This window comes from Vibrio sp. 1-2 (7-a) (assembly GCF_013048515.1).
Taxonomy (GTDB): Bacteria; Pseudomonadota; Gammaproteobacteria; order Enterobacterales; family Vibrionaceae; genus Vibrio; species Vibrio diabolicus.
On record NZ_VHSQ01000001.1, the window covers coordinates 1,475,364 to 1,487,878 of the forward strand.

Genomic DNA, 12,515 nt, shown 5'->3' on the forward strand with positions numbered 1-12,515 from the left:
TAAAACCATTCATGGTTAGTGGGTAATTTTAGGATTTTACATTTTATTAGCACAGAGGTTATGGAAGTGTTAAAAGAAAAGAGTTTGCTAAACAACATTGGCGTACAAGTCGTAATCGCCATGATCGTGGGCACAGCCGTTGGTGCCATGATGGGTCATGATGCGACAGTGTTCGCTCCTTTAGGTGCTATCTTTATCAACTTAATCAAAATGTTGGTTATTCCTTTGGTCGCTGTAGCCTTGATTTCTGGCGCAGCTGGTCTTGGGAACAGCCAGTCAGCAGGCAAAGTTGGCATCGTCACTCTAGGTTATTTCGGTTTAACATCCGCCCTAGCCGTTGCGCTTGCACTATTTATGGGTGAAGTATTCCAACCAGGCATGGGGATCGACGTCTCTGGCGTTGAAGGCATGTTCTCAGCAGAATACGCTTCAAAAGGTGAACTACCTACTTTCTGGGCAACCATCACTGGTATGATCCCAACCAACGTTTTCCAATCACTAAATGAAGCAAACATCCTACAGATCCTCGTTTTCTGTATGTTCTTTGGTATTGCAATTTCTAAGCAAGCAAAAGAGCGTCGTGAGCCAATCATTAATGGTGTTAACTGCATCGTTGACGCAATGGTTTGGATGATCAACAAAGTGATGATCATTGCCCCTATCGGCGTGTTCGGTCTGATGGCAGAAGCAGTCGGTACATTCGGTTTTGGCGCACTAATGGTGGTATTCAAACTGTTCGTTGTTTACGTTGCCGCAATCCTAATCTTCGGTTTCGTTGTTTACCCAGCAATGGTGCATATTTTCACCAAGACATCAGCGAAGAAGTTCCTGTCTTCAATGAAAAAACCACAAGCTGTTGCGCTTTCAACGGCCTCTTCTATGGCAACACTGCCTGTCACAATGGACACCTGTGAAAAAGAACTGGGCGTAAAAAATTCAACCGCGTCATTTGTTCTGCCTCTAGGCGCAACGATCAACATGTCAGGTAATGCGATTTACTATGGCTTGGTTGCTATCTTCTTTGCTCAACTGTTCAATATCGATCTAGGTATGGGCGCTTACATTGCAATTATCGTAACGTCTACATTGGGTGCGGTTGGTCAAGCGGGTGTTCCTGGTCCTTCTTTCCTAGTGGTTGCCGTACTTCTTGCCGCTGGCATTCCAATTGAAGGTCTACCACTGCTATTCGCTCTTGACCGTATTTTCGATATGATTCGTACAGCACTAAACATCACTGGTGATGCAGCATGTGCAGTTATCGTTGATGCGCTAATAGAAGAGGAAGCGGCAGAAGCTGAGCTTAAAAAGCAAGAAGCTTAGTCCTTTCTCGAATGAACTAAAAACCGCTCACTATGAGCGGTTTTTTTGTCTTTTCTTGCATTACGTAACTATATAAATAGAAACCAATAGCATAAATTTATCAAAATGATATAAACCATTACAAAATATAAAAAACGTCAGAACTAGGTTATATCATGAGTCTTAAGCTGTCTTTGGAGCCCCTCGCCAGTACAGATTTGCCGATCGAGTCAAAACAACAGGCGCTGGTTGACACGGTTCTTCTTACTCTTACACCGCAAGAAAGATCTTCTCTTTTTCAACAAGTTGCTTTGTATAGAATAAAGCTTCTCAAGTCCCTCTTTCCTAAATACGCATCTAAGAGTCTGTCCGTACTGTTTGAATTAATAGATTATCGAGATTTAGTACAGCAGTATCCAACGCCTTTCTCCGAAGAGGCGCTCTTAATTGAACAAATTGCCGCAGATTGTTACCCGCATTGGATGGTTTTCTGGTGTGAATGTGAGATTGCTGCGATCAAGCAAAAATCTCTGTTAAACGATCAATCAAAAAACCAACTAGAACTTCCGCTCAAAGACGAAGTCTACTACGGAGTGGTAATTGATAAGATCGAAGAATCCCAGCTTATGGTGTGCACACCAAACCATCCGCACATTATGACTATCAGCGATGCTGTGGCGTTAACTAACCTTGAACTTTTTATCAAAGGTAATAAATGGTTTGAGATGCTACCTCTCCTATCCATGTCGCAAACTGGAAAACACTTTCTTTTACTCAAACGATCAGGCTTTGAAAAAACCAAAGTGCTTGTTTCTTCGATGCTCATTCAGGATTGGGAGACTCGGGACTCTTGGCTAAGCTATACACCACAATTTAGCAATTCAAAGTGGAACTATTGCTTCCCTAACTCAGCCTTTTCGAACCTAAAACGCTTGGGAATTATAGAATCAACCAGCTCTTCAAAGATTCAGTCTATCGAAGAGTTTGACAACATAGTGAAAACAGCACTAATAAATAAGCATAAGGTTTGTGAAATCCTTAGATTAGCAGTCACTGGAAATACACGGCAGAAACTTTATTATATATATCTTACTCAAAAAAAACTCACTCAATTATTGCATGAACTTGGATATAAAATTAGTTTTACAGTTATAGACCAACCATTTATCCTCGATTTTTACTCTAACATCAAAGAGGAAGGATACTACAACTTAGGATTTTGTGATTTAAATAATGATCATATTTTAACTTATCGTGGTTTATGGAATATAAACATATTGAAAGACGAGTTTAATAAAATATCTTTTTTTGATTATATTAGATTAGTTAAGAAGGTAAAAGGATAAAAAGAGATGCAAATTTCCAAATTACCAACAATTCTAATATTGTACCCAAAAGCAACCGCACTCCTTTTAATAGTTTTACTGGTATTTATTTGGTTGATTTATTATTGCATCCAGTTGACAAACAAAGAAGAAAAGATATTAGGCACCTACCATTTCTCGTACATTGCTTATTCTGCCTGCATTATTGGGTGGATTATCAGTAATGCTTATTTTCATACCAACTTTCTCCCAAAACTAGGGGCTGATTTCGGTATCGTTATGGCACGAGTAGCCAACATTACCTCTTCATTAGCCTTCTGTTTCGCCTATTACTTTTCATGCCAACTGTCTGCCGAGCAGAGGAAAAGCAATATATACCTATGGCAAAGGTGGCTCATAACCATTGTTGTTTTTTATTCCATATCAGTGAACATAACGCCTGGACTAACCGTAGAGAACATTAGCATAATCAACACCAGCCAATTCATAATTGAGTTTGGAAACCAAACGCCATACTTTTTTTTCACTATGTTTTGTTTGATGATTCTTTGTTTAGGTAATCTTATTACCATGCGTAAATATAGCAATCGTCTAGCTCTAGCAAAAACAAGTTACATGATCGCTGGGATATTAGTGTACATGTTATCCACAGTCGTCATACAAATAGGCATTACTTACTTCCTAAAGGATTTCTCGTTAACTTGGCTTCCTCCGGCATTATCAGTGAGCGAAATGTTATTTGTTGGCTATGCATTGTTAACATCACGATTTTACAGTATAAAATACCTTGCCTATTTGATATTAAGCGCTCTTTTCGCCTGTATGCTTCTGACTATTCCTCTTGGGATAATATTTATTCCACTCTCTGATAATGTACAGTGGTTAGTTGCAATACCTATATGTGCTTTAATTGGGATGACTTGGAGAGTCTTATATGAAAAAGTAGGTTATTGTACAGCACTTTTAATTTATGGTACCAAAAAAACGCCTGTACAAAAAATATTGGAATTAGAAAAGGATTTTAAAATATCTATCGACGATGCAATGCGTCGCCTTGGTACACTACTACAAATCCCAGATGACAAATTACGCTTGGTCACAAGTAACTATAACGAGGCGTTTTACGAGAGATATCTGTCATCGAACAGAACAGTATTAATTTTGGATGAACTATCACAGGAATTAGAACACAAAATATCGGTCAAAAACTCTATAAAAGTGCTCTACGATAGAATGAGTTCTAATGATACCGCTCTTGTTATGCCATTATTTGGTCATTGCAAATCCGTTAGCCACTTTTTAGTCTCGCCTCACAAACTTAACAATCAAATGTTCTGTAATGAAGAAATCTCAGCACTACAGACCTTATTGACCCGTATACAAAGCTCAATAGAAGCAGATCGGCGTATAAGACAGAGTCATGCGTTGGCGAATTCAATTGCCCATGAAATGCGTAACCCTCTCGCTCAAGTGCAATTACAACTTGAAACCTTAAAACAGCATATTGAATCAAACGCTTCACTTGATACGTTAAAGAGAGAGATTGATAAAGGAGAAGCAGCGATTCAACGCGGTCGCCAATTGATCGACATCATTTTGCGAGAAGTCAGCGACAGCTCACCTGAGCATGAGCATTTAGACATTACTTCAATACATAAGGCCGTCGATCAAGCGGTCAGCCGTTATGGCTTTGAAAACGATCAAATAATCGAAAGAATCAACCTGCCCCAAGAGCACGATTTTGTCGTGAAATTAAACGAGACTCTGTTTAACTTTGTCATTTTCAATTTAATTCGCAATGCTATCTACTATTTTGATTCTTATCCCGATAGTCAAATTGAGATTCGTACTCAAACAGGGGCCTATGAAAACGTTCTGATCTTCCGAGATAGTGGTCCTGGCATTGATAGCAGTATTTTACACAAGATATTTGACGAATTTTTCTCGTACCAGAAAAGTGGCGGCAGCGGCCTTGGCTTAGGCTACTGTCAACGCGTTATGCGCTCTTTTGGCGGACGAATTGAGTGCCAGTCTGAATTAGGCGAATTTACAGAGTTCTACTTGTATTTCCCGGTCGTCCCAAACGCCCCCAAGCCAGAGACGTTGAGAGCACCGGACTTCAATGGCTGGAAAGTAAATGCACCACATTCTGAACCTCGCACAACCCAACACGTACAAGTAACCAACGATGCACCAACAGTGCTCATTGTTGATGACAAAGAGGTGCAGCGTACTTTGGTTCAAATGTACTTAAAGAGGCTGGGAGTCAACAGCTTACAAGCAAATAATGGCGCTTCTGCGGTGGAGCTATTTCAGTCGCACAAGATTGATTTGGTGCTTATGGATGTACAGATGCCAGTGATGAATGGATTTGACGCAAGCCAACGAATTAAACAAATTGCGTCTTCCGTTCCGATCATCGCACTATCTGGAGAGTCTGGAGCCAAAGAGCTGGAGCTCATTGCGAAACTCATGGATGACAGACTTGAAAAGCCAACCACATTAAATGCGCTCCAAACCGTCATCAAGCGCTGGTTGCAACATGAGAGTTTTGCTACTTCCAACACTTTCTAATTTGCGAAGATAAAACTGGCACTAGATGTGCATTACTGAAGTAAATCGAATTATCCAGAGGGTCAAGCAAGCTGCAAATGGTTAGCGGATGAGCTTGATAAGGAGATCGCCATGTTACTTCATCGACACACATACTACGGCTTGATTCATCATGGAATCAAAGCGCTACTACTCGATCGCTTAGGCCACTATACAGAAGAAGAATACCATCAGTATCTGAGCCTAATGACCGGCAAATCCACTTGCTTTACGATGTCTCTCGAAGAGCTTGAAGCAACCGTTGATAATCTGTTACGTGAAGGCTATTTAGAAGATGTCAAAACGCTTATTTCTCAATATCAACGTGTTGCTTAAATCTTAAATTCTATCAACTCAATTGCCGCTCTATCGCGGCAATTTTTATGCCTTCGATTTACTACTTCATCTTTGCGAAATGTTGCTTGTTGTATCATTCAGTCAGGGGATTACTTCTCTTACCTCTAACCTTGACGGTATTCACATCTTGTCAGATTCCGTTAGACTGTCTTCAATTCACTAATTAGGTAGATTTTGCCACCATGAAGCAAATCCTAGATTTTATCCCACTCATCGTCTTCTTCGCTTTGTACAAGATGTACGACATCTACGCAGCAACAGGAGCGCTGATCGTTGCAACGGCAATTCAGCTTGTCGTCACCTATGCTCTGTATAAAAAAGTCGAGAAAATGCAGCTAATTACGTTCGTTATCGTGACGATATTTGGCAGCATGACCCTTTTCTTCCACGACGACAATTTCATAAAATGGAAAGTCACCATCATTTATGTGATTCTAGCTATCGGTTTAGCAGCGAGTCACGCAATGGGTAAATCGGCCATCAAAGGCATGTTGGGCAAAGAAATTTCACTACCTGATGCTATTTGGGCGAAGATCAACTGGGCTTGGGTCGGCTTCTTCTCATTCTTTGCTGGTCTGAACATTTATATCGCTTACGAGCTACCACTGGATGTTTGGGTCAACTTCAAAGTATTCGGAATGTTGATTGCGACATTTGCCTACATGATTGCGACTGGCTTCTACATTTACAAACACATGCCAAAAGAACAAAAAAATAACTCATCCGATGTGTCGGCTGATGATTAAAAACTCAGTTTTGCTATAATCCGCGCACTTTGCAGCGACCTTCGGGTCGCTGTTTTGCTCCATGTATCACTAAACCGATCAAACGGCATACCGGAATCAGACCATTCTTGCTGCTGTAAACCAACTTTCTCTGGTCCGGTGTCTGCGGTTTTTTTTAAGGACCTTTGGTTCTAGGTATTTACTATGTTGGCGCTTAGTTTGAGCGCCTTTAAGATTTAGGATGTCACAATGAGTCAAGAAATTAGCTCTCCGAGAGGTCAACTGCTGCTTCGTACCCTTGCAATGCCTGCCGATACTAATGCCAATGGCGATATTTTTGGTGGTTGGATTATGTCTCAGCTCGACCTAGCAGGTGCGATTCTGGCCAAAGAGATCTCTTCTGGTCGCGTTGTTACCGTTTCAGTGTCCAGCATTACCTTCAAGAAGCCTGTAGGTGTTGGCGATGTCGTTTGCTGCTATGGCGAATGCACTAAGATTGGTCGCACCTCAATGAGTGTCGATCTGGAAGTATGGGTCAAGCCGGTAAAAGCACACGGTGTCGGCGAGCGCTTCATGGTTTGTGATGCGACTTTCAACTACGTAGCCATTGACAGTGAAGGCAAACCACGCCCGGTTCAGAATTAGTCAACCTACAGCGCTAACTGTTAGAAAGGATCTCACATTTTCTGTTGTTCACTTGTGAGAGACACAAAAAAGGCGTTAAATTAACACTTTACCCTACCAATTAAGGAACTATGCTATGTGGTATGTCATCTTTTCTCAGGACGTCGAGAACTCGCTGGAAAAACGCATGAGCGTTCGCCCGCAACACTTGGAGCGCTTACAAAAGCTTCAAGACGAAGGTCGCCTTCTTACTGCTGGCCCTATGCCTGCGATAGACTCTGACAACCCAGGAGAAGCTGGATTTACGGGCTCGACTGTCATCGCTGAGTTCGCCTCTCTAGAAGACGCTAAAGCGTGGGCAGAAGCCGATCCTTACGTAGCGGCTGGTGTTTACGATAATGTAATCGTGAAACCGTTCAAAAAAGTGTTTTAATTTATGAAAAAATTACTGTGTCTTTTCTTGGCATTTGGTGCGTTAGCTGGCTGTTCATCTACTGATGATAATCAACGCCAGCTTGAGCTATTGGCATCAAACCGAGCGGGAGTCTTGTCCGCAGGTCTCCCTTTGGAATACGGTCCACTGCAGATAATGCGTGTCTCATCCAATAAAAATGTTGTTGAAATGATGATGATTTATAACGATGACGCACTCGGTGCAAAGCCGTTAAATCAAGTACTGAATACCAGTATCTACACCTATTGCAGTAACCCGGAAATTCGTAAGCAAATTGATATGGGCTTAATGTACCGTATTAAAGTGCGTAACTCTCGCGGTCAGTTGATGGCAGATGAGTTGGTTTCCGCGCAAACTTGTACTCAAATGAAATAGTCACAGTGAGTGCGTTGTTTTCGATACGAGCAATTCATCCGCTATTACGGGATAGTATAACGACGAAAATGAACGGCTAAGAATAGAAAAACGGAGACAACGGTCTCCGTTTTTATTTGCTAAAAAGGTGCCTTATGCCAGCTCAGCACGAAGTTTCTTCGCCGCTGACACGAGGTTCGCCAATGCCGCTTCCGTCTCTGCCCAGTTACGTGTTTTCAGACCACAGTCTGGGTTCACCCACAAACGTTGTACCGGAATCTTTTCTGCCGCTTTCTTAATTAAGCCTTCAATCCACTCTTCCGTCGGAATGTTTGGTGAGTGAATGTCATAAACACCTGGACCGATTTCATTCGGGTAATTGAACTCTTCAAACGCTTTAAGCAGTTCCATATTTGAGCGTGACGTTTCAATGGTAATCACATCCGCATCGAGCGCCGCGACTGAATCGATGATTTCATTGAACTCGCTGTAACACATGTGAGTGTGAATCTGAGTCTCTGGTTTTGCACTCGCTGCCGAGATCTTAAATGCATCCACCGCCCATTCTAAATACGCTTTGTGATCGCGCTTTTTCAACGGCAGACCTTCACGAATCGCAGGCTCATCGATTTGAATGATATTGATGCCTGCATCTTGCAGATCAGAAACCTCATCACGCAGTGCCAGTGCCAGTTGCTGGGCGATTTCTTGACGAGTAATGTCTTCACGCGGGAATGTCCAACATAAAATCGTTACCGGGCCCGTCAGCATACCTTTCATCTGCTTGCAGGTTAGCGATTGTGCGTACGTCGACCATTCCACCGTAATCGGCTTTTCACGCTCAATGTCAGCAACCACAATGGCTGGTTTCACACAGCGAGAGCCATAACTCTGTACCCAACCAAATTTCGTCGTTTGGAAGCCCGCCAAGTTCTCCGCGAAGTATTCTACCATGTCGTTACGCTCAGCTTCACCGTGAACAAGCACATCTAGGTCAAGGGCTTCTTGGCGTTTTACGGCATCCGCAATATGTCCTTTTAGTGCTTGGATATAGTCGGACTCAGATAACTGGCCAGTGCGATAAGCGCTGCGCTGAACACGAATTTCACCCGTTTGAGGGAAAGAACCGATTGTCGTGGTTGGTAACAGAGGCAAGCCCAATACTTCAGCTTGATGCGCAGCACGCTCCGCGTAAGGTGCGCTGCGCTCGGCAAGTGACGCAGTAATACTGTTTAAACGTGCTTGAACTTGTGGCTTATTCACATGCGTTGCCGTTTTACGTGCTTTGATTGGCTGGCTGTAGGTATCACAAGCGAGAATCGCATCTTGATCACCATCGAGTGCGCGGCCAAGCAAGGCGACTTCTGTTACTTTTTGTTTTGCGAACGCAAACCAGCTTTTCACTTCCTCACTGAGTTCTGTTTCCAGTTCCAGATCAACCGGGCTATGTAGCAAAGAGCATGAGCTCGCAACCCAAAGGTTGTCGCCCAGTTTTTCTTTTACTGGCTGTAGGCGTTCAAGTTGTGCACTCAAATCCGAGCGCCACACGTTACGACCGTTGACCACGCCAGCAGACAGCACCCAACCCTCCGGTAGTTTGGCAACCACGTCGTCAAGCTGCTGAGGCGCGGCAGATAAATCGATATGTAAACCATCCACTGGTAGCTTTACAATTTTGTCTAGCGTATCGCTTATAGAGTCAAAGTATGTCGTTAGCAGCACTTTTACATCGCTTCGAATCACTTGGTACGCTAGCTTGAACGCATCAGCCCACTTACTTTCAAGCTCTAGTGACAAAATTGGCTCATCAATCTGAACCCACTCAACACCTTGACTCGCGAGCTTTGCCAAAATAGCTTGGTAAGCCGTAAGCAATCGTGGCAGTAGCGTCAGGCGATCGAACCCTTCTTCTACCTCTTTACCTAAGTAAAGATAACTGACTGGGCCAAGCAAAACTGGCTTCACTTTATGCCCAGCTTGGGTTGCTTCGTTGACTTCTTCAAACAGTTGAGGCCAGCTCACTTCAAATGTATCGTCCTTGCTAAATTCAGGTACGATGTAGTGGTAGTTTGTGTTGAACCATTTAGTCATATCCGATGCTGCAGCGCCCGCACAGCCGCAACCCGCTTGAGATTGACCGCGACCCACTTTGAATAGCGTATCCAAATCAGGGAAACCGTCTGCGTGACGTTTTGGCACGTGACCCAGTAACAACGTGGTCGTCAGTACATGATCGTACCAAGCAAAATCGCCAGCGGTGGTAAAACTCAAGCCAGCATCTGTTTGTGTTTGCCAGTTTTTAGCGCGCAGATCTGCCCCAACCTTTTTAAGCTCTGCTTGATCAATTTCTCCGCGCCAGTATTTTTCCTGAGCGAATTTTAATTCTCGTTTTTCACCGATGCGTGGATAACCTAATACGTGCGTTGTTGTAGCCATGTCCCTATTCCTTTTTCAATCTTGTTTAATTTGTTTGGGTCAGAGTATCTTTCGTCATAAAAGATGTCTGGATGGCTAAACTATCGCTCTCATCTGCGGTTTGAACAACGTCCATTTATTCAACTTGTTTATTAAAAAAATTCATCATGAGACGACATGATTCGCAAATAAACACAACAAATAGACGTCTAGACGTTTACATATCCATTTTTTGTCGTTAAGTTATTTATACGATTGCTATTCTGTTCATAGCGAGCAACAAAGGATGAAAGGAATTCATGATAGAGCTAAAACATTTGCGGACACTCACTTCGCTTCGAGACACCGGCTCTCTAACCGCGACCGCGACCGCGTTGCATCTCACTCAATCGGCCTTGTCTCACCAGATCAAAGATTTAGAGGCACGGATTGGGGGACAATTATTCCTTAGAAAAACTCGTCCGGTGAAGTTCACTTCAGAGGGAGAAATCCTATTGCGTCTTGCAGAAGATATTCTTCCCAAACTCGCAAGAGCAGAAAACGATTTGGCAAGCTTGAAAGAAGACGTCAATGGTCGGTTGCATATGGCGATTGAATGTCACTCATGTTTCCAATGGCTCATGCCTGCCCTCAGGGAATATCAACTTGCTTGGCCTAGCGTAACACTGGACTTTTCATCAGGTTTTGGCTTTGAACCACTTCCTGCACTGTTAGCTGGCGAGTTGGATCTCGTTATCACGTCAGATATTCAACCTCGTTCTGAAGTGCATTATGAACCTTTATTCGACTTTGAAATGCGCTTAATTACCGCGACCAACCACCCATTGGCGGAAAAAGAAGTTATTGATCCGCAAGATCTCGCAGATCAAACCATGCTCTCTTATCCGGTTCAAAAACAAAGGCTAGACGTCGTAAAAAACTTCTTGCAGCCAGCGGGGGTAGAGCCCGCCAAATGGAAGCAAGCCGACAATACTCTGATGTTAGTGCAAATGGTTTCCGCAGGATTAGGGGTTGCAGCACTGCCAAATTGGGCGATTTCTGAATTTTCTCGCCAAGGCCTTATTACCAGTAAACCTTTTGGCCAAGGCTTATGGCGTCGCTTATTTGCTGCAACGCGTCACTCAGAGAAAGATAAACGTTACTTACAAGCCTTTTTCGCAACCGCAAGGCTACAATGTAAAAGCCACCTTGACGGAATCAAGATGGCTTAGGGATATGGATTAAGAAAGGTTTAGCGTTGATATGCTTTAAATTGGTTGGTCAATGGATCGTACTGATAACCAAGCATATCAAGCTTGCCTACAACGGACTCTACATCCATTTCATACACCGATACTAACTCGTCAAAACTGTCGCACTCTAAACGTAGCTTTTCATTGACGATACCTAGCAAAATAATGCTGTCCAAATTACCTACATTGCTTAAATCCATCGCGACTCTCCTCTTCGACAAGGTATATAAACAAGCGTAGACGTAATCACGTGAATTTAAAGTGAGCGCGATCCAAAACGTGAGTGCCTTATACTCAAGCAACCTAGAAAGGACTTGAGTACAAGCAGTATTGATCTGTTTCTCGACTCGAGATTAAGCCGCCAGAGAGAATAAACCTTGTAGGCTCGTCATTGACGCGAGCGCGAGCAACAGGGCGACGCTCAGTTGAACCTTTTCTGGTTTTTTATGTGTGAAGATATGCCAGCACCAAACAATGATTGAAGAAACTAGCATGGCTAAAGATAATAAAATTGGTTGTGTTGCGGCGCTCAATGTCGCTTCATTTAACTGGTAAGAAGCAAATAGAGTTGCGATTACCAGCAGCATTCCAGACACAATGCCCGTAACTGGCAAAATGCGGTGAAATGCCTGCAATCTGCTACGAGCGATAGTCAGAAGCAATTGAGAAAATGACGCCCCAAGGAAAAATATCATTATTGCCATCGCAATAGACGCAGGCCAGCTTGGCTGTTCAAATGCTTGAATACTTACATACGCAAAAGCCAAACCATTCGCTAAATGCATCGCCCAAAGAGGGCCTTTTTCACGCGTTTTCTTGGTTTGAACCTGAGAGTAGAAATAGAAAATAGCGAACACGATCATAAATGCTTCAATGCGAAGAGAAGCAACCGCAAGCCACAATAACGCCACTGCTGGCAACATTTTATGAAGACGGCCTCTCTGACCCGGACAAATATCGCCCTTGATGAGAAGTAAAGTCAGTAGCGCTTGCGCGCCAAATAGCATCGGAGGAAAAGTAACCAGCAATTGTTGAATCATGTTAAATGCACGCTCAAAAGTCATTTTGGGGTGGCGATAATAGCAAATCACCTATCGTCAAACCACCGAAAGTCTATCCCCAAATTTACTAGAACAGC

At 43.1% G+C, this 12,515-nt stretch carries 12 protein-coding genes; 9 read left to right on the plus strand and 3 right to left on the minus strand.

The features are described 5' to 3' along the window. The first annotated feature begins 60 nt into the window (after positions 1-60). The 8 genes from FKN08_RS06675 (at position 61) to gspS2 (ending at position 7,751) form a co-directional block, all read left to right on the plus strand. Positions 61-1,320, plus strand: coding sequence for a dicarboxylate/amino acid:cation symporter (locus tag FKN08_RS06675; RefSeq protein WP_012841620.1), 1,260 nt, complete (start codon positions 61-63; stop codon positions 1,318-1,320). Between the two features lie 155 nt (positions 1,321-1,475). Further along, a complete protein-coding gene (locus FKN08_RS06680; RefSeq protein WP_047009994.1) occupies positions 1,476-2,645 on the plus strand; it encodes an acyl-homoserine-lactone synthase in 1,170 nt (389 codons plus the stop codon). 6 nt (positions 2,646-2,651) lie between these two features. After that, positions 2,652-5,198: a hybrid sensor histidine kinase/response regulator gene (locus tag FKN08_RS06685; protein ID WP_145473747.1), complete on the plus strand. Its 2,547-nt coding sequence runs from the start codon at positions 2,652-2,654 to the stop codon at positions 5,196-5,198. 111 nt (positions 5,199-5,309) lie between these two features. After that, complete coding sequence (locus tag FKN08_RS06690) at positions 5,310-5,552, plus strand: hypothetical protein (RefSeq protein ID WP_005392851.1); 243 nt, start codon at positions 5,310-5,312, stop codon at positions 5,550-5,552. Between the two features lie 203 nt (positions 5,553-5,755). Next, positions 5,756-6,319 (plus strand): septation protein A, encoded by a 564-nt coding sequence (locus tag FKN08_RS06695; RefSeq protein ID WP_047009997.1) that lies wholly within the window; start codon positions 5,756-5,758, stop codon positions 6,317-6,319. Positions 6,320-6,547: 228 nt separating this feature from the next. Continuing rightward, entirely contained in the window at positions 6,548-6,943 is a 396-nt protein-coding gene (yciA, locus tag FKN08_RS06700; protein WP_005392848.1) for an acyl-CoA thioester hydrolase YciA, read from the plus strand. 115 nt (positions 6,944-7,058) lie between these two features. Continuing rightward, positions 7,059-7,355, plus strand: a complete 297-nt coding sequence (locus FKN08_RS06705) for a YciI family protein (protein WP_005392847.1) — start codon at positions 7,059-7,061, stop codon at positions 7,353-7,355. Between the two features lie 3 nt (positions 7,356-7,358). Then, the gene (gene gspS2 / locus FKN08_RS06710) at positions 7,359-7,751 is read left to right on the plus strand and encodes a GspS/AspS pilotin family protein (protein WP_005392846.1); all 393 of its coding nucleotides are present in this window, start codon (positions 7,359-7,361) and stop codon (positions 7,749-7,751) included. Positions 7,752-7,883: 132 nt separating this feature from the next. On the opposite strand, the gene metE is transcribed toward gspS2, so the two are convergent. After that, complete coding sequence (gene metE, locus FKN08_RS06715; RefSeq protein ID WP_170891612.1) at positions 7,884-10,166, minus strand: 5-methyltetrahydropteroyltriglutamate--homocysteine S-methyltransferase; 2,283 nt, start codon at positions 10,164-10,166, stop codon at positions 7,884-7,886. A gap of 278 nt (positions 10,167-10,444) precedes the next feature. Here metE and FKN08_RS06720 point away from each other — a divergent pair, with 278 nt between their 5' ends. After that, positions 10,445-11,356: a LysR substrate-binding domain-containing protein gene (locus tag FKN08_RS06720; RefSeq protein WP_053808889.1), complete on the plus strand. Its 912-nt coding sequence runs from the start codon at positions 10,445-10,447 to the stop codon at positions 11,354-11,356. A 20-nt stretch (positions 11,357-11,376) separates the two neighbouring features. On the opposite strand, the gene FKN08_RS06725 is transcribed toward FKN08_RS06720, so the two are convergent. Continuing rightward, on the minus strand, positions 11,377-11,577 hold the full coding sequence (locus FKN08_RS06725) for a DUF4250 domain-containing protein (RefSeq protein WP_005392843.1): 201 nt from the start codon (positions 11,575-11,577) through the stop codon (positions 11,377-11,379). Positions 11,578-11,730: 153 nt separating this feature from the next. Continuing rightward, positions 11,731-12,441 (minus strand): hypothetical protein, encoded by a 711-nt coding sequence (locus tag FKN08_RS06730; RefSeq protein ID WP_053808888.1) that lies wholly within the window; start codon positions 12,439-12,441, stop codon positions 11,731-11,733. Positions 12,442-12,515 lie beyond the last annotated feature (74 nt).

Coding starts and splice junctions, on each gene's coding strand:
- yciA (WP_005392848.1), top strand. CDS start 6,548: ATGAGTCAAGAAATTAGCTCTCCGAGAGGTCAACTGCTGCTTCGTACC.
- FKN08_RS06675 (WP_012841620.1), top strand. CDS start 61: ATGGAAGTGTTAAAAGAAAAGAGTTTGCTAAACAACATTGGCGTACAA.
- FKN08_RS06680 (WP_047009994.1), top strand. CDS start 1,476: ATGAGTCTTAAGCTGTCTTTGGAGCCCCTCGCCAGTACAGATTTGCCG.
- FKN08_RS06730 (WP_053808888.1), bottom strand. CDS start 12,441: ATGACTTTTGAGCGTGCATTTAACATGATTCAACAATTGCTGGTTACT.
- FKN08_RS06685 (WP_145473747.1), top strand. CDS start 2,652: ATGCAAATTTCCAAATTACCAACAATTCTAATATTGTACCCAAAAGCA.
- FKN08_RS06705 (WP_005392847.1), top strand. CDS start 7,059: ATGTGGTATGTCATCTTTTCTCAGGACGTCGAGAACTCGCTGGAAAAA.
- gspS2 (WP_005392846.1), top strand. CDS start 7,359: ATGAAAAAATTACTGTGTCTTTTCTTGGCATTTGGTGCGTTAGCTGGC.
- FKN08_RS06695 (WP_047009997.1), top strand. CDS start 5,756: ATGAAGCAAATCCTAGATTTTATCCCACTCATCGTCTTCTTCGCTTTG.
- FKN08_RS06720 (WP_053808889.1), top strand. CDS start 10,445: ATGATAGAGCTAAAACATTTGCGGACACTCACTTCGCTTCGAGACACC.
- FKN08_RS06690 (WP_005392851.1), top strand. CDS start 5,310: ATGTTACTTCATCGACACACATACTACGGCTTGATTCATCATGGAATC.
- metE (WP_170891612.1), bottom strand. CDS start 10,166: ATGGCTACAACAACGCACGTATTAGGTTATCCACGCATCGGTGAAAAA.
- FKN08_RS06725 (WP_005392843.1), bottom strand. CDS start 11,577: ATGGATTTAAGCAATGTAGGTAATTTGGACAGCATTATTTTGCTAGGT.